The 16,733-nt window shown below is 71.8% G+C and carries 15 protein-coding genes and 1 tRNA gene; 6 read left to right on the top strand and 10 right to left on the bottom strand.

Annotation, left to right across the window (positions count from 1 at the left end; all coding sequences use genetic code 11):
* Positions 1 to 27: 27 nt before the first annotated feature.
* The gene (locus ABLE53_RS19150; RefSeq protein WP_348860739.1) at positions 28 to 867 is read left to right on the top strand and encodes a maleylpyruvate isomerase family mycothiol-dependent enzyme; all 840 of its coding nucleotides are present in this window, start codon (positions 28 to 30) and stop codon (positions 865 to 867) included.
* A gap of 7 nt (positions 868 to 874) precedes the next feature.
* On the opposite strand, the gene ABLE53_RS19145 is transcribed toward ABLE53_RS19150, so the two are convergent.
* Together ABLE53_RS19145 and ABLE53_RS19140 are read right to left on the bottom strand one after the other, a co-directional pair.
* Entirely contained in the window at positions 875 to 1,465 is a 591-nt protein-coding gene (locus tag ABLE53_RS19145; RefSeq protein ID WP_348860738.1) for a YdeI/OmpD-associated family protein, read from the bottom strand.
* A complete protein-coding gene (locus ABLE53_RS19140) occupies positions 1,465 to 2,139 on the bottom strand; it encodes a VOC family protein (protein ID WP_348860737.1) in 675 nt (224 codons plus the stop codon). The genes ABLE53_RS19145 and ABLE53_RS19140 overlap by 1 nt, the downstream gene beginning before the upstream one ends.
* A gap of 49 nt (positions 2,140 to 2,188) precedes the next feature.
* On the opposite strand from ABLE53_RS19140, the gene bagA reads away from it, so the two are divergent.
* A complete protein-coding gene (gene bagA / locus ABLE53_RS19135; protein WP_348860736.1) occupies positions 2,189 to 3,190 on the top strand; it encodes an ATPase BagA in 1,002 nt (333 codons plus the stop codon).
* Positions 3,187 to 4,347: an ArsA family ATPase gene (gene bagB, locus ABLE53_RS19130; RefSeq protein ID WP_348860735.1), complete on the top strand. Its 1,161-nt coding sequence runs from the start codon at positions 3,187 to 3,189 to the stop codon at positions 4,345 to 4,347. Before bagA ends, bagB begins: the two co-directional genes overlap by 4 nt.
* Positions 4,348 to 4,366: 19 nt before the next feature.
* Here the strand turns inward: bagB and ABLE53_RS19125 are convergent, their stop codons facing one another.
* The gene (locus tag ABLE53_RS19125; protein WP_348860734.1) at positions 4,367 to 4,654 is read right to left on the bottom strand and encodes a WhiB family transcriptional regulator; all 288 of its coding nucleotides are present in this window, start codon (positions 4,652 to 4,654) and stop codon (positions 4,367 to 4,369) included.
* Positions 4,655 to 4,914: 260 nt separating this feature from the next.
* On the opposite strand from ABLE53_RS19125, the gene ABLE53_RS19120 reads away from it, so the two are divergent.
* Positions 4,915 to 7,317, top strand: coding sequence for a penicillin-binding protein (locus ABLE53_RS19120; RefSeq protein ID WP_348860733.1), 2,403 nt, complete (start codon positions 4,915 to 4,917; stop codon positions 7,315 to 7,317).
* A 33-nt stretch (positions 7,318 to 7,350) separates the two neighbouring features.
* Here the strand turns inward: ABLE53_RS19120 and ABLE53_RS19115 are convergent, their stop codons facing one another.
* Positions 7,351 to 7,809, bottom strand: a complete 459-nt coding sequence (locus ABLE53_RS19115; protein WP_348860732.1) for a GatB/YqeY domain-containing protein — start codon at positions 7,807 to 7,809, stop codon at positions 7,351 to 7,353.
* Positions 7,810 to 7,835: 26 nt separating this feature from the next.
* On the opposite strand from ABLE53_RS19115, the gene ABLE53_RS19110 reads away from it, so the two are divergent.
* Both ABLE53_RS19110 and ABLE53_RS19105 read left to right on the top strand, forming a co-directional pair.
* A complete protein-coding gene (locus ABLE53_RS19110) occupies positions 7,836 to 8,768 on the top strand; it encodes a metallophosphoesterase (RefSeq protein WP_348860731.1) in 933 nt (310 codons plus the stop codon).
* 77 nt (positions 8,769 to 8,845) lie between these two features.
* A tRNA-Pro gene (locus ABLE53_RS19105) sits at positions 8,846 to 8,922 on the top strand.
* Between the two features lie 139 nt (positions 8,923 to 9,061).
* Here the strand turns inward: ABLE53_RS19105 and ABLE53_RS19100 are convergent.
* The 6 genes from ABLE53_RS19100 to ABLE53_RS19075 are packed head-to-tail and all read right to left on the bottom strand — an operon-like array spanning position 9,062 to position 16,714.
* Positions 9,062 to 10,513: an aldehyde dehydrogenase family protein gene (locus ABLE53_RS19100; RefSeq protein ID WP_348860730.1), complete on the bottom strand. Its 1,452-nt coding sequence runs from the start codon at positions 10,511 to 10,513 to the stop codon at positions 9,062 to 9,064.
* Between the two features lie 31 nt (positions 10,514 to 10,544).
* Entirely contained in the window at positions 10,545 to 11,885 is a 1,341-nt protein-coding gene (locus ABLE53_RS19095) for an MFS transporter (RefSeq protein WP_348860729.1), read from the bottom strand.
* Positions 11,882 to 13,081 carry a CaiB/BaiF CoA transferase family protein gene (locus ABLE53_RS19090; RefSeq protein WP_348860728.1) on the bottom strand — a complete coding sequence of 400 codons (1,200 nt, stop codon included), beginning with the start codon at positions 13,079 to 13,081 and terminating at the stop codon, positions 11,882 to 11,884. The genes ABLE53_RS19095 and ABLE53_RS19090 overlap by 4 nt, the downstream gene beginning before the upstream one ends.
* Positions 13,078 to 14,271 (bottom strand): mandelate racemase/muconate lactonizing enzyme family protein, encoded by a 1,194-nt coding sequence (locus ABLE53_RS19085; protein ID WP_348860727.1) that lies wholly within the window; start codon positions 14,269 to 14,271, stop codon positions 13,078 to 13,080. The genes ABLE53_RS19090 and ABLE53_RS19085 overlap by 4 nt, the downstream gene beginning before the upstream one ends.
* The gene (locus tag ABLE53_RS19080) at positions 14,268 to 15,548 is read right to left on the bottom strand and encodes a CaiB/BaiF CoA transferase family protein (protein WP_348860726.1); all 1,281 of its coding nucleotides are present in this window, start codon (positions 15,546 to 15,548) and stop codon (positions 14,268 to 14,270) included. Before ABLE53_RS19080 ends, ABLE53_RS19085 begins: the two co-directional genes overlap by 4 nt.
* Positions 15,545 to 16,714 (bottom strand): acyl-CoA dehydrogenase family protein, encoded by a 1,170-nt coding sequence (locus ABLE53_RS19075; protein WP_348860725.1) that lies wholly within the window; start codon positions 16,712 to 16,714, stop codon positions 15,545 to 15,547. The genes ABLE53_RS19080 and ABLE53_RS19075 overlap by 4 nt, the downstream gene beginning before the upstream one ends.
* Positions 16,715 to 16,733: the final 19 nt, after the last annotated feature.

Raw genomic sequence — 16,733 nt, 5'->3', positions numbered from 1 at the left:
ACACGCCGCTCCCCTAGGGTGCTGGGCATGGTGGACACGGAGCCGACCACGCCGACGACGACGCAGACGCTGGCGGCGTACGTCGAGGTCTGGTGGAAGGCGATCGGCGACTTCACCGCGCTGGCCGACACCCTGACCGACGAGGACTGGTCGCGGCCGACCGACCTCGCGGGCTGGGACGTCAAGGCGGTCGTGTCGCACGTCGCCCACCTCGAGTCGATCCTCGGCGGCGGCCCGCACGAGACCGCGGAGATCGGGGAGGCGCCCCACCTGCAGCGTCCGCAGCAGCAGTTCACCGAGATCGGCGTCGTCACCCGGCGCACCACGGCCCCGGGCGAGATCGTCGACCAGATCCGGCGGTACGCCGCCGTACGCCACGAGGCGCTGCTCGCCGACCCGCCCACCGACCCGGAGGCGAAGGCACCGGGCATCTTCGGTGCCATTGGCTGGAGCACCGGCACGCTGCTGCGCAACCGTCCCCTCGATGTCTGGATGCACGAGCAGGACATCCGGCGGGCCGTCGGGCGCCCGGGCGGCCTCGACTCCCCCGCGGCCGACCACACGGCGGCCTACCTCCTCGAGAGCCTCGGGTTCGTCCTCGCCAGGCGCGCGGGCGCTGCGCCCGGCACGTCCGTCCTGGCGCTCGTCGAGGGGAGCGGCCCGGCGGCGTACGCCGTCCGCGCCGACGGCAAGGGAGTGCCGCTGCCGGAGCCACCGACGGAGCCGACGGTCACGCTGCGCACCGACCGGGAGACGTTCATCCGGCTGGCCGGCGGTCGCGGCGGGGTGGACCCCGCCGCCGTCGCGATCGACGGCGACCGGGAGCTCGGCGAGCGGATCGTCGAGAACCTCGCCGTCACGCCGTGACCCGCGCCTACGGCCGCAGCTTCTGCGGGTGGAACACCTCGCCGCGGGCGAGCATCGCGACGTAGTCCTCGATCCGGCGCGCCCGCGCCTCCGCCGACCTGATCGCCGAGAGCCGGTGGTAGAGCGCGTAGCGGTTCTGGGAGGAGAGGACGTCGAGCATGGCCTGCGCCTCCGGCACCGCTGCGACGGCGGCGAGCAGGTCGGCAGGGAGCTCGGCCTTCGCCTGCGGGGCGTACGCCGCCTCCCACCGCCCGTCGGCCTTGGCCATCTTCACGGCGGCAAGGCCGGCCGGCGCCATCCGGCCCTCCGCCTCGAGCCGCTCGACGTGGGCGACGTTGAGCGCCGACCACCGGCTCCTCCGGCCCCGCGGCGTCCAGCGCTGGAAGGTGGTCTGGTCGTCACGCCGCCGGGTCTGGCCGTCGATCCACCCGAAGCAGAGCGCCTCGTCGAGTGCCGCGTCGTAGGTGAGCGCCGTGACCGTGCCGCCCTTCCTGGTCATGACCAGCCACACCGCCGCGACCGTCGCGTGGTTGGCCTCCAGCCAGGCCCGCCACGCGGCGGCGTCCGGGAGCAGCAGCTCCTCCCCGGAGAGCACCATCACTCGGTCTCCGGGAAGGCGCAGAACTCGTTGCCCTCGGGGTCCGCCAGGACCGTCCAGTCGATCTCGTCGTCGGGCTTGCGCAGGACCGTCGCGCCCGCCTCGACGAGCGGGCCGACCTCCGCGGTGACGTCCCAGTGGATGCGGTTCTTCACCAGCTTCGGCTCGGGCACCGGCTGGAACACGATCGACTCGAACGGCATCCCGGGCACGTGGTCGACCCACCACCACGGCACGCCCTGCTCGTGACCCACCTCGGCGCCGAGGACCTCGCCCCACCAGGTCGCCACCCGCTCCGGCTCCTCCGCGTCGACCCCGAGCTCGTAGAGCCGGTAGTCGGGCACGGTCTCCCGCTCGAAGACGCACATCTCCCCGCCCTCGGGGTCGCGGACGATCTTCCACCGGAAGGACTCGAAGTCGTAGGGCGAGGCGCCGAGGTCGAGCACGTCCTCGACGGAGGAGGCGTGCACGTCGATGTGCACCCGCTGCTTCGTGGTCACCGGCTCGGGCACGGGGTTGACCCACACCGTGTGCCGCGCGGTGGGTCCGATGAGCGGGCTCGGCAGTCCCGGCCGCAGGTCGGCCCGCAGCCCGAGCACGCTCGCCCAGTAGCCAGCCATCCGCTCCGCGTCCACGGCGTCGATGCAGAGGTCCTTGTAGGTCGCCAGGGCCATGGACCGAACCTAACCCGACCCTCCGACAGTCCGCACTAGAGTCGCCCCTATGACCTCCGACTGGCCGCGCGTGCAGCTGCACGTGGTCACCGGCAAGGGCGGCACCGGCAAGTCCACGGTGGCCGCGGCGCTCGCGCTCGGCCTCGCCTCGCACGGCAAGAACGTCCTGCTCTGTGAGGTGGAGGGCCGCCAGGGCGTCGCCCGGATGTTCGACGTCGACCCTCTGCCGTACGCCGAGACCCGCATCGCGACCGGCCTGCGTCACGACGACCATCCGCCCGGCGGCGTCTACGCCCTCCACATCGACCCCGAGGCCGCGCTGCTGGAGTACCTGCGGATGTACTACAAGCTCGGCCCCGCCGGCCGTGCCCTCGACCGGTTCGGCGTCATCGAGTTCGCGACCACGATCGCCCCCGGCGTACGCGACGTGCTGCTCACCGGCAAGGTCTTCGAGGCGGTCCAGCGCAACAGCAGGAACCGCGGCGCGAGGCAGTACGACGCCGTCGTACTCGACGCTCCGCCGACCGGCCGCATCACGGCGTTCCTCAACGTGTCCGAGTCGGTCGCAGGGCTCGCCAAGGTCGGGCCGATCAAGCACCAGGCCGACACGATGATGACGCTCTTCAGGTCACCGCGGACCGCTGTCCACCTGGTCACGCTGCTCGAGGAGATGCCGGTGCAGGAGACCGCCGACGCCATCGCGGAGCTGAAGGCCGCCCGGCTGCCGGTCGGCGGCGTCGTCGTCAACCAGGTCCGCCCCCGCGACCTGCCCGACGAGGCGCTCGAGGCCGCCCGGACCGGCACGCTCGACCGCACGGCGGTCGAGCAGGACCTCAAGCGCGCGGGCGTCGAGGCCGGCGAGGAGTTCGTCGACACGCTCCTCGACGAGGCCAGGGAGTACGCCGAGCGGCGCGCGCTCGAGGACGAGCAGCGGGAGGTCGTGGGCGGCCTCGGCGTACCCACCTACGAGCTCGAGCGGCTCGCCGCCGGCATCGACCTCGGCAGCCTGTACGAGCTGGCGGAGTGCCTGAAGGAGCAGCACCTGGCATGAGGACGCACCCGAGAGTCGGCCCGCTCGCCGCGCGCGCCGTCGGCGCGCCGGTCCTCGACGTCGACGCCCTCCTCGACGACCCCGGCACCCACATCGTCGTGTGCTGCGGCTCCGGCGGCGTCGGCAAGACGACGACCAGCGCTGCCCTGGCGCTGCGCGCGGCGGAGCGGGGCCGCAAGGCCGTTGTCCTCACGATCGACCCGGCCCGCCGCCTCGCGCAGTCGATGGGGATCCGCCAGCTCGACAACACCCCGCGGCCGGTGCCGCTGGTCGACCCCGCGGGCTCGCTCGACGCGATGATGCTCGACATGAAGCGGACCTTCGACGAGGTCGTCGAGTCCCAGGCGAGCCCGGAGAAGGCCCGCCAGATCCTGCAGAACCCGTTCTACATCGCGCTGTCGAGCTCGTTCGCGGGCACGCAGGAGTACATGGCGATGGAGAAGCTCGGCCAGCTCTACCGCGACGCCCGCCGGGACGGCACCTACGACCTCATCGTCGTCGACACCCCGCCGAGCCGCAGCGCGCTCGACTTCCTCGACGCCCCCGAGCGGCTCTCGAGCTTCCTCGACGGCCGCTTCATCAGGCTCATGCTCGCCCCCGCCCGCGGTCCCGCGCGGCTGATGTCCGCCGGCTTCAACCTCGTCACCAATGCGCTCACCAGGATCCTGGGCGGGCAGATCCTGCGCGACATGCAGACGTTCGTGGCGGCGCTCGACACCGTCTTCGGTGGCTTCCGGCAGCGCGCCCAGCAGACCTACGCGCTCCTGCAGGCGGCGGAGACGGCGTTCCTGGTCGTGGCGGCGCCCGAGCCCGACGCGATGCGGGAGGCGGCGTACTTCGTCGAGCGGCTCAGCGGCGACCGGATGCCGCTGCAAGGACTGATCGTGAACCGCTCGACGATCGCCACGGAGGAGAGCCTGTCGGCCGCGGCCGCGGAGGCCGCGGCCGAGCGGCTCGGCGGCCAGGCGCCCGTCACCGCCGGGCTGCTCCGGCTGCACGCCGACCGCGCGCTGCTGGTCGAGCGGCAGGAGCAGCTGCGGGCGCGGTTCGCCGCGGCGCATCCCCACGTGGCGACCGCGGTCGTGCCCGCGCTCGCGGGCGACGTCCACGACCTCGACGGACTCCGCGAGATCGGGACGCTCCTCGCCGGGCACTGAGTCGCGCCCGGCGTAGACGTCAGACGGCCCGGACGTCGACCGACTGCTTGGTGCGGGCGGCCTCGAGGACCGACCGCCAGGAGGAGCTGGGGCGACGACGGAGCAGCGCGCGGCGCTCACGCTCCGTCATCCCGCCCCAGACGCCCCACTCGATCTGGTTGTCGAGAGCCTCGGCCAGGCACTCGGTGCGCACCGGGCAGCCGGTGCAGACCTGCTTCGCCTTGTTCTGCTCGGCTCCCCGGACGAAGAGCTTGTCTGGCTCCTGCGTACGGCAGGCAGCCTTGGGTGTCCAGTCTTCAACCCACATGTGTGTGTCCCCACTCGTGCCCAAGGGGTCTCGCCCGTCCCCACGACGACGAGTCCCCCTTGCGAGTAGAAAGTTAAGGTCTGGACCGACCCCAGGACAGGTCCATCCGACCCAAGTTCCGTAGTCCGAAATGACTAGTCACCCTGGGGGTACCTCAGGCCCTCGGCTCAGGGAGCTCCTCATACGGCCACCGTCGACGCCGTACGCCGGGCGCTTCGCGGAAGTCTGCATCGGCGCCGGTCCCCGGTACTCTTGCCGGCATGTCCGCGCCGGTCTTCCCTGTCCACAAGGTGCTCAAGCACCTTGCCGTGATGTGCGCCGTCGCCGCCGTTCTCGGTGTCGTCGTCGCCGGTCTGGCGATCCCGTTCGCCGGCCTGCTCGGCCTCAGCGCGCGCGACGCGGCCAAGACGATGGACAAGCTGCCGGCCGACTTCGAGGTCGGCGACCTCGCCCAGACGACGAAGATCCTGGACGCCAAGGGCGACCTGATCACGACGCTCTACGACCAGAACCGCGTCTACCGCCCGCTCAACCAGATCTCGCGGAAGATGACCTCGGCCATCGTCTCGATCGAGGACTACCGCTTCTACCAGCACGGCGCGCTGGACATCAAGGGCACGATGCGCGCCTTCGTCACGAACGAGGCCAACAACGGCGTCGTCCAGGGCGGGTCGTCCATCACCCAGCAGCTGGTCAAGATCACCCTGCTCTACCAGGCCGGCGCCAACAAGAAGCTGCAGCAGGCGGCGACCGACGACAGCTACGCCCGCAAGCTGCGGGAGCTGCGCTACGCCGTCGCGCTCGAGCAGAACCACAGCAAGGACTGGATCCTCGAGCACTACCTCAACGCGGCGTACTTCGGGGACGGGGCCTACGGCATCCAGGCCGCCGCCAAGCACTACTTCGGCGTCAACGCCGACAAGCTCAACTGGCAGCAGTCCGCGACCCTCGCCGGGCTGGTGAAGAACCCCAGCGGCTACGACCCCACGACGTTCCCCGACGCCGCCATCGCGCGCCGCAACGTCGTCCTCGACCGGATGGCCCAGCTCAAGGTCATCCCCCAGGCGAAGGCGGAGCAGCTCAAGAAGCGCAAGCTGCTGCTCCACGTCACGCCCACCCGCAACGGGTGTGTGAACTCCACCGCGCCGTGGTTCTGCGACTACGTCGTCAACTACCTGCTCCAGGACAGCGCCCTCGGTGACACCGAGGAGGCGCGCAAGAAGAAGCTCTACTCCGGCGGCCTGACGGTCCAGACGACCATGAAGCCGGCGTTCGAGGACGCCGCCGCCAAGGCGGTGCGCGACCACGTCAACGCCGCCGACCAGGCGATCGGCGGCGTCGCCGAGGTGGAGCCCGGCACCGGCAACGTGCTGGCACTCGCCCAGTCCCGCCCGATGGGCGCCAACGTCAAGAAGGGCGAGACCTACATCGACTACACGATCCCCAGGGAGGTCGGCAACGCGCCCGGCTTCCAGGCGGGGTCGACGTTCAAGGTGTTCACCCTCGCGGCGGCGATCACCCAGGGCATCCCGCTGAGCCAGACCTTCAACGCCCAGCACACGATGGACATCCCGCAGTCCAACTACGCCAACTGCCCGGGCGCGGGGAACTTCGTCGGCACCTGGCACGTCAGCAACTCCACCGTCGACGGCGTGATGGACGCCTACCGCGGCACCCGCGAGTCGGTGAACACCTACTTCGCCCAGCTCGAGGAGAAGACCGGCGTCTGCAAGCCCTACAACCTCGCCAAGGCGATGGGTCTCTACCTCACCGACCCGGCGTCCGAGCGGCACCCGACCTTCACCCTCGGCATCGTCGACGTCAGCCCGCTCGAGATGGCCGGCGCGTACGCGACCTTCGGCGCCCGCGGCCAGTTCTGCGAGCCGCACCCGGTGACGAAGATCCTCGACGCGGCCGGCAACGTCATCCGCGAGTACCCCAAGAAGTGCAAGCAGGTCATGCCTGAGTCGACCGCCGATGCGGTCAACGACGTCCTGCGCGGCGTCCAGGAGCCAGGCGGCTTCGGCTACGACCTCGGCCACACCAACCTCACCGACGCGGACGGCAAGACGATCCCGTCGGCGGGCAAGACCGGCACCACCCAGTCCGGCCGGTCCGTGTGGTTCATGGGCTACACCCCGCAGGTGGCGACCGCCGCGATGATCGCCGGCGCCAACAAGCAGGGCCACCCGATCTCGCTGGTGGGTCAGACGATCCACAACAGCTACATCTACGAGGTGTCCGGATCGGGCTTCGCCGGCCCGATGTGGGCCGACGCCATGCATCCGGTGGCGCAGTACCTCGACCCGATCCCGTTCACCAAGCCGAACCCGAACGACGTCAAGGGCGTCCTGATCTCCGTGCCGTCGGTGAGCTGCCTGTCCGTCTCCTCGGCGACCGACACCCTGGAGAAGGCCGGCTTCACCGTGACGACCGGAGGCAGCGACTACTCCTCCTGCTCCCCCGGCACGGTCGCCTACTCCTACCCCTCGTCCCAGGCGCCGAGCGGGAGCACCGTCTCGCTCTACATCTCCAAGGGGGAGAAGCCGGCGCCGCCCAAGAAGAAGAACAAGGGCAAGAACCGCGGTGGCGGCGGCAACGGCGGCGGCAACGGGGGCGGCAACAACTTCCCGTGGAACCCGCCCGGCGGCGGCCACCACTGAGGAGGCCGAGGATCGGCCTGAGACGGCGAGCGCTCAGGCCAACTGTCGGCGTACCTCCGCGGCGACGGCGGCACCGTCGGCGCGGCCCTTGGTCCGTGGGGTGAGCACGCCCATGACCTTGCCCATCGCCTTCATCCCCTCGCCGGCGGCGCCGACCTGGCCGATCGCCTGGGTGACCAGGTCGGCGATCTCCTGCTCCGAGAGCTGAGCCGGGAGGTACTCGGTGATGACCGCGGCCTCGGCGGACTCCTTGGCCGCCATCTCCGCCCGCCCGCCCTCGGCGAACGCGGTGGCCGCCTCCCGGCGCTTCTTGGCCTCGGTGGACAGGACGCCCACGACGTCGTCGTCACTGAGCTCGCGGGCCTGCTTGCCGGCGACCTCGGCGTTGGTGATCGCGGCGAGCAGCATCCTCAACGTCGACGAGCGGACCTCGTCCCGCGCCTTCATCGCGGCGGTGAGGTCGGTCCGGATGCGGTCCTTGAGGTCGCTCATGAGGCCCATTGTGGCAGGGTTGCCGCATGCGCCTCCGCCCGTTTCTCGCCACCACCGCGGGCGCCGGGATCGCCGCGGGCGCCGCGCTGACGGCGTACGCCGCCTGGGAGTCGCGCGACTACGTGCTGCGCCAGGTGACCGTGCCGGTGCTGCCCGCGGGCGCGCCCCAGCTGAAGGTCCTGCACCTCTCCGACATCCACATGGTCCCCTCGCAGCGGAAGAAGATCCGCTGGCTCGCCGACCTGATGGACACCGGGCCGGACCTGGTCGTCAACACCGGCGACAACCTCTCCCACCAGCGGGCCGTCCCGGCCGTCCTCGGCGCACTGTCGGGCCTCCTTCGCGTGCCGGGCGTGTTCGTGCACGGGTCCAACGACTACTTCGAGCCCCGGCTGCGCAACCCGGTCAAGTACCTCCTGCCCGACGACGGCAAGCGGCGTACCGACGTGCCGCAGCTGCCCTGGCGCGACCTCACCGCCGGCTTCAGCCGCGCCGGCTGGCTCGACCTCACCAACACCCGCACGTCGCTGACCGTCAAGGGCGTGCGGGTCGCGTTCGCCGGCGTCGATGACCCGCACCTCTCCTACGACCGGCTGGACCTCGTCGCCGGTCCGGCCGACCCGGCCGCCGACGTACGCCTCGGGGTCGCTCATGCGCCGTACCTGCGGGTGCTGGACCAGTACGCCGCGGACGGGTACGACGCGATCCTGGCCGGCCACACCCACGGCGGCCAGGTCTGCCTGCCCGGCGGCCGGGCGCTCACCACGAACTGCGACCTCGACACGGCCCGCGCCCGCGGGCTGCACTACTACAGCGCCGGCGGGCGCACCGCGTGGCTGCACGTCTCGGCGGGGCTCGGCACGTCGCCGTACGCCCGCGTCCGGGTCTGCTGCCGGCCGGAGGCGACGATGCTGACGCTGGTCGAGCGCGGAGCCGATCCGGCACTGTCTCGCGGGTGATCCCCGATTACGGGTGGGGCTCGCGGCTGGGATATGCTCACGTGCCTGTGAGCCCCCGTCGATCGGGAGGTCACGATCGGGCTGTGGCGCAGTTTGGTAGCGCGCTTCGTTCGGGACGAAGAGGCCGCAGGTTCAAATCCTGTCAGCCCGACCAACCGGAGACGGACCCACGAACGCGTGGGTCCGTCTGTCATTTCGGGCTCAGTGGAGGCTCTCGAGCCCCCAGCGTCCGCGCACCCGTTCCCGGGCGGATGAGCCGGTGGTCACCCGCCCGGGTGTCCTTGGACCGGGCCTCAGAACGGGTACTGCTCGGGGCGTCCCTGCACCGTGACCCACTGGGTCTCGCAGAAGGTCTCGAGGTTGGCGGCGGCGCCACCGAAGCGGCCGCCGACGCCCGAGGCCTTGATGCCGCCGAACGGCGCGACCGCCTCGTCGTCGACGGTGCTGTCGTTGACGTGCACCGCGCCGGAGTGGATGCGGTCGGCGAGCTCGACGGCGGCGTAGGCGTTCGAGGTGAGGAGCGAGACCGAGAGGCCGAACTCCGAGCCGTTGACCAGCTCGATCGCCTCGTCGACGTCGTCGTAGGCGACCACCGGGGCGACAGGGCCGAAGATCTCCTCCTGCCACGCGCGCGAGTCGAGGGGGACGTCGGCGAGCACCGTCGGCCGGTAGAGCAGGCCCTCGTGGGTCCCACCGGCGACGAGCCGGGCTCCGGCCGCGACGCTGTCGCTGACGACGCCGTCGACGTGCGAGAGCTGCCGTTCGTCGATGAGCGGGCCCAGCATCACCGCGCCGTCCGTGGGGTCGCCGACCGGGACCTTGTCGGCCTTCTCGGCGAGGAGCGCGGTGTACTCGTCCACGAGCGAGCGGTGGACGAGGTGACGACCGGCGGTCATGCAGATCTGGCCCTGGTGGAGGAACGACGACCACGCGCCGACCGACGCCGCGGCGGCGACGTCGGCGTCGGGCAGGACGACCAGCGCGTTGTTGCCGCCGAGCTCGAGGTGGACGGTCTTGAGCAGCGGCCCCGCCGCCTCCCCGATCGCCCGCCCGGCCGGCGTCGACCCGGTGAACGAGAGGCACGGGACGTCCGGGTGCGCGACCAGCGCCTGCCCGACCTCGGCGCCGCCCGGGAGCACGTGCAGCACGCCCTCGGGGAGGCCGGCCTCCTCGAGCAGCTCGGCCAGCGCGAGCCCGCCCGCGATCGGCGTACGCGGGTCGGGCTTGAGGACGACGGCGTTGCCGACCGCGAGCGCGGGCGCGACCGACCGCATCGCGAGGATCGCGGGGAAGTTGAACGGCGCGACGACCCCGACGACGCCGTACGGCACTCGGCGGGCGTACGAGAGCCGCGGCTTGACGCTGCGGAGCAGCTGGCCCGGCGGGGCGGAGGCGACCGCGGCGCACTCGTAGAGCTCCTCGACCACGAGGCCGACCTCGAAGGCGGCCTTGGCCTGCGCCGAGCCGGACTCCGGGACGAGCCAGCCGGCGAGCCGGGACGGGTCGGCCTCGAGCAGCTGGGCGGCCCTGCGGAGGACCGCGGCGCGCTCGACGTACGGCGCACCGCCCCAGGCCCGCTGGGCCTCCTTGGCGCCGGCGACGGCGCGGTCGAGGTCGGCGGCGTCCGCGAGCCCGACGCGGGCCAGCTCCTCGCCGGTCGCCGGTGCTGTCACAGTGAGCGTGCCGGCCGAGCCGGGGATCCAGCCGGCGCTGTAGATGCTCTCGTGCCAGGCGGTCGTGGTCATGCTGCTCCTTCGGGGGATGGGGGGTCGATTCTCAGGCTACGTCGGCGACCAGGTCGCGCCCGCGGGTCTCCCGGGCCGCGACGGCCAGGACGACCGCGCTGACCAGCACGCCGCCGACGAGGAACAGCCCGACGCCGGCGTACGTCCCGTGCTGCGCGGCGAAGATCGACGAGGTGATGAGCGGGGTGAAGCCCGCACCCAGGAGACTCGCCAGCTGGTAGCCGAGCGAGGCACCGGTGTAGCGCGACGTGGTCGAGAAGTTCTCGGTCAGGAACGCGGCGAGCGGGCCGTAGGTCAGCGACTGCAGCACCGGGCAGGCGAGGAGGAACCCGAGGATCACCTGCGGCCAGGAACCGGACGACATCAGGTGGAAGACCGGGAAGCCGAGGGCCGCGGTGGCCAGCAGGCCGGTGAGCATGACCGGCCGGCGGCCCACCCGGTCGGAGATCGCGGCGGAGACGGGGATGGTGAACGCGGCGACGGCCTGCGAGATCGCGAACGCCCACAGCCCCTGGGACTCGGAGACGCCGTTCGTGACCGCGATGGTGATGCCCATCGTGGAGAAGAGCGCCTGGATCACGAAGGCGCCCATGCCGACGATCGCGACGGCGACCAGCGTGCCGGGGCGACGCAGGACCTCGGCGATCGGCAGCTTGCGCGTGGCGCGCTCGGCCTCGAGCTCCTCCTGCCGCTCCATCGCGGCCTGGAAGACCGGGCTCTCGGAGATCGACGAGCGGACCCAGAGACCGACGGCCAGCAGCACGATCGATGCGAGGAACGGAACGCGCCAGCCCCACGACAGGAACTCGTCCTTCGGCAGCAGCGCGACGAGGGCCAGCGCGACCGTGCCGAGGAAGGCCCCGGCCGGACCGCCGGCGTTGGCGAAGGAGGCCGCCAGGCCGCGGCTCCTCGTCGGGGAGTGCTCGAGCGACATCAGCGCCGCGCCGCCCCACTCGCCCCCGATCGCGATGCCCTGCACCGCGCGGAGGACGACCAGCGCCAGGGCGCCCCAGGTCGGCACCGCCGGCACCAGCCCGACCGCGAAGGAGGCCAGCCCCATGACGAGCATGGCGATGAGCAGCATCCGCTTCCGGCCGACGAGGTCGCCGAAGTGCCCGAAGACGACCCCGCCCAGCGGGCGGGCGATGTACCCGATGGCGAAGAGGGCGTACGACGCCACGGTGCCCCACAGCGGGTCCAGGTCGGCGAAGAAGACCGGTCCGAACACGACCGTCGACGCGGTCGCGTAGAGGATGAAGTCGTACATCTCGATCGTGCTGCCGAGATAGCTGGAGAGGATCACGCGGCGGAGCTCCGAGCGATCGCTCGCCTCGACCGGCCGGCTCTCGCTGACGGCGACGGTTGTGGTCATCGGTTCACCTTCGTTCTGTCGGACGCGGCCGACGCTCGCGCAGAGTGGTTGGCGTGGGTGGGTTCGGTCGTGGCCGTCCGCGGCGTGGCTGACCAGGCGCGGAGGACGTCGGTGGGGTCGGCGGCGCCGGGCGGCGGGGGCGGAGCCGGTACGCCGGCGGGCGTGCGGTCGAAGCGGGGCGCCGGTGCGGGCTCGGGGTGACCGTCGCGGTCCAGGAAGGTGCCGCGCGCGGCGAGGTGCTCGTGGTGCGGCGCCTCGGTCATCGACAGCACCGGGGAGACGCAGGCGTCGGTGCCGGTGAAGTGGTCGGCCCACTCGTCGCGGTCGCGGGCCGCGAACGCCTCGGCGAGGTGCTTGCGGAGCACCGGCCAGCCGTCGACGTCCCACTGGCCGGGGAGGTCGGCGGTGTCGAGGCCCAGGCCCTCGACCAAGGCGGCGTAGAACGGCGGCTCGAGGGCGGCGACGGCGACGTGGCGGCCGTCGCGGCACTCGTACACGTCGACGAACGGCGCTCCGGAGTCGATCAGGTTGGTGCCGCGCTCGTCGCGCCAGGCGCCGCCCGCGAGCAGGCTGTAGGGGTTGGCCATCAGGTGGCTGACCCCGTCGACGATGGCGGCGTCGACGACCTGGCCCTCGCCGGAGACCGACCGCTCGACGAGGGCGGCGAGGATGCCGGCGACGAGGTACATCGCGCCGCCGGCGAAGTCGCCGACGAGGCTCAGCGGGAGCTGGGGCGGGCCGCCGGCGCGGCCGATGGCGTGCAGGGCGCCGGTGAGGGCGATGTAGGACGGGTCGTGGCCGGCGCGCTGGGCGAGCGGGCCGTCCTGCCCCCAGCCGGTCATGTGGGCGTAGACGAGCCGGGGGTTGCGCGTCCGGCACTCCTCCGGGCCGAGCCCGAGCCGTGCGGCGGCACCCGGCCGGTAGGACTCGACGAGGACGTCGGCGGCGTCGACCAGCGCGAGGGCGACCTCGCGGTCGGACTCCTGCTTCAGGTCGAGCGTCAGCCGGGTCTTGCCGCGCTGCAGCGTGTCCAGGGTCGGGTCGATCGGCATCTCGAAGCCCGCGCCCGACCGGTCGATGCGGACGACGTCCGCACCGAGGTCGGCAAGGTACATCGTGGCGAACGGGGCCGGGCCGAGCCCGCCGAGCTCCACCACGCGCAGGCCGGCGAGAGGGCCGGGTGCCGTCGTGGTCATGCCAGGACCGTCGAGCTGCTGTCGGCCGAGAGGGTGGTGACCTGCTTGCCGGCGGTGAGGTTCTTCTCGATGAAGGCCTCGTTGAGCTCGATGCCGTAGCCGGGGCCCTCGTTCGGGTAGAGCACGCCGTCGCGGAAGACCGGGACGTTGTCGGCGATGTCCTCGGTGATGACCTGCTCGGCGTTCTCGAGCTGGTTGTTGATGATGAGCGGACCGAGGTTCTCGTGGGTGAACTGCGAGGCCCACTGGTTCGACATCATCAGGTGCGCCGACGGGCTGGCCTCGAGGCCGGAGCCGATCATGCAGCCGCTCATCACCGGCAGGCCGGCGAGGCGGGCCATGGTGAGCCAGCGCTGGGCCTTCACGAGCCCGCCGGCCTTCTGCAGCTTGATGAACAGGCCGTCGGCCGCGCGGCGGTCGATGATCTCCTTGAGGTGGTGCAGCTCCTGGGCGGACTCGTCGGCGAAGATCGGCGTGCCGACCCGGTCACGAAGCCTGGCGAGCCCCTCGATGTCGTAGTGCGGCAGCGGCTGCTCGATGCAGTACAGGCCGTACCCGTCCAGCCTGCGGATGGTGGTGAGCGCCTGGTCGTAGTTCCAGAAGCCGTTGACGTCGAGGACAAGGCGTACGTCGTCGCCGATCTCGTCGCGGACCGCCGCCACGTTGCGTACGTCGGCGGCCTGGTCGCCGCCGGACTTGATCTTGACCAGCGCGAAGCCGGCGTCGAGCGCGCGGCGGGCCTCCGCGGCGAGCTCCTCGGCGGAGCCGGCGCCAGCGACCCAGCCCTGGACCGAGCCGTCCGTGGTCTTCCCGCCGAGCAGCTCGTAGACCGGCATCCCGAAGGCCTTGCCCTTGAGGTCGTGCAGCGCGAAGTCGACCAGCGCCTTGGCCTGGTTGTTGTCGCGGACGAAGGTGTCCATCTGGCCGACGATCTTCTCGATCGCGAGCGGGTCCTGGCCGAGGAGGAAGCGGGGCGCGATGTGGTCGCGGATCATCGCGGCGATGGAGTCGGGGGTCTCCCCGCGGTACCAGCTCGAGGTGTCGCCCGAGTCGCCGACGCCGACGACGCCCTCGTCGGTCTCGATCCGCAGCACGAGGCTGTGGATGTGGGTGATGTTGGTGCCGGGCATCTTGAACGGCTTGACCATCGGGGTCGAGACGGGGATCAGGTCGATCCGGGTGATCTTCATCGGACGGCTCCTTCGGGAGTCTCGGTGGGGACGGCGGTCGGGACGGTGGTGGCGCCGGCGTCGGTGAGCGCGGCGATGCGGGCCTCGTCGTACCCGAGGCCGCGGAGGATCTCGGCGGTGTGCTCGCCGACGAGCGGGGCCCGATGGCGTACGCCGCCCGCGGTGCGGGACAGCTTGGGCACGACCCCGGTCACCGACACCCGGTCGGCCGTGCCCGGGACCTCGACGGTCGGGAGCATCTCGCGGGTGCGGAAGTGCGGGTCGGCGAAGATGTCGGCCGCGGTGTTGACCGGGCCGAGCGGCACCTGTCCGGCGAGCAGGTCCACCAGCTCCTCGGTGGAGTGCCGCGAGGTCCACTCGTTGAGGACCTCGTAGACCTCCTCGCGGTGCAGCCAGCGGGCGTGGTCGGTGGCGTAGCGCGGGTCGTCGACGAGGTCCTCGCGCTCCATCGCGGCGCAGAGCTTGACCCACTGCGCGCGGTGCGGGGCGCCGAGGGCGACCTCGCCGTCCTTGGTGGGTACGACGTCGAACGGCGCGAACCCGTTGAGCTGGTTGCCCATCGGCTCGGGCGCGATGCCGGTGTAGGCGTAGTTGTTGACGACGACCTCGGAGAGCGCGAGCACGGCGTCGACCATCGCGACGTCGACGTACTGACCCTTCCCGGAGCGCTGCGCCTCGAAGAGCGCGGCGAGGGTGCCGTAGACGGCGAAGAGGGAGGCGGCGGTGTCACCGATCCCCGACCCGACCCGGACCCGGCTGTCGCGGTCCTGGCCGGTGATCGACATCAGTCCGCCCATGGCCTGGGCGACGATGTCGAAGGCCGGCCAGTCGGCGTACGGGCTCTCGCCGCCGCGGGTGTCTCCGAAGCCGCGGATCGAGGTGTAGACGAGCTTCGGGTTGCGCTCGGCGAGCGTCTCGTACGAGAGGCCGAGGCGGTCCATGACGCCGAGCGAGAAGTTCTCGACGACGGCGTCGGCGCCGTCGACCAGTTCGAGGAGCACCTCGCGCCCCTCCGGGGCCTTGAGGTCCAGCACGAGGCTGCGCTTGTTGCGGTTGGCGTTGCCGAAGACCGCGCCGTACGGCCGGCGCTCGTCGTCGGGATGGAAGGGCCCGACGTTGCGGAGCATGTCGCCGCGCGGCGGCTCGACCTTGACCACGTCCGCGCCCAGGTCGGCGAGGAGGGCGGTCGTGAACGGGCCGGCGAGGGCCTGGGTCAGGTCGACGACGCGTACGCCGGCGAGCGGGCCGGCCGGCTGCTGGGTCTGCTGCTCGGTCATCCCACCGTCTCCCGCCCGATCAGGCTGCGCGCGATGACGAGCTTCTGGATCTGGGGGGTGCCCTCGCCGATCTCGAGGCCGGAGACGTCGCGGAGCATCGCCTGGAGCGGCATCTCCTCGGCGAAGCCGGTGTGGCCGTGCAGGATGACGACCTGGCGGATCGTCTCGAGGGAGACGTCGGTGACCCACCACTTCACCATCGCCGCCTCCCTGGTGAAGGACCTCCCGAGGTCGGCGAGCGAGAGCGCGCGATAGCAGAGCCAGCGGGCGGCCTCGAGCTTGGTGGCCTGCTCGGCGATCGGGAAGCTGACGCCCTGGTTGGCGCCGATCGGCCTGCCGAACGCCTTGCGGTCGCGGGCGTAGGAGATGCCGAGGTCGAGCGCCTTGCGGGCCACGCCGGAGGACATGAGGCCGATGACCGAGCGGGTGTAGTCGAACTCCTTCATGACCAGCTTGAAGCCGTTGCCGACGCCGCCGATGACCAGGTCGTCGGGGACGACCACGTCGTCGAGGAAGACCGCGGCGCGACCGAGCGGGCGCCAGCCCGGGTCGGCGAACCTCTGGATCGTCACGCCGTCCTGGGCCAGAGGAACGAGGAAGGCGGTGATCCCGCCCTCGCCGGTGCTCTCGTCGACCACCTTGGCGAAGGTGATCATCGCGGTGGCGTGGGGGGCGAAGGTGATCGAGGTCTTCTCGCCGTTCAGCTTCCAGCCGCCCTCGACGCGGGTCGCCTTCATCCGCATGGCGGCGGCGTCGGAGCCGCTGCCCGGCTCGGTGAGGCCGAGCGCGACGACGTGGTCGCCGTTGACGATGCCGGGGACGTACTCGTCGGCACGGTGGGACGGCAGGAACCGCTCCAGCAGCGGCGCGGTCAGGTTGCACGTGTAGGCGAGCTGGCTGAGGTAGAAGTCGGCGTACGCCAGCTCCTCGTGGGCGATGCCGAGGTGGGTCTTGGTGAGCTCGTCACCGAGCAGGCCCTGGCCGCCCCGCTCCTCCGAGGTGCCGAGCCCGAGCAGGCCCTGCTTCCCCATGGCGCGGCCGAGGTCCCAGGGGAACTCGTCGCTGTGGGCGCGGTCGTTGTAGCCGTCGCTGAACTCGGCGGCGAAGTCCCTGACCCACGAGGCGAACTCCTCGTGCTCGGGGGTGAAGGCCACTGGCGCGGACATCTGCGCTTCCTCTCGTCCG

The organism is Nocardioides asiaticus, assembly GCF_040049175.1.
Lineage (GTDB): Bacteria > Actinomycetota > Actinomycetes > Propionibacteriales > Nocardioidaceae > Nocardioides > Nocardioides cheoyonin.
The sequence above is the reverse complement of the archived record's forward strand: the minus strand, read 5'-3'. Positions and strand labels throughout refer to the sequence as shown.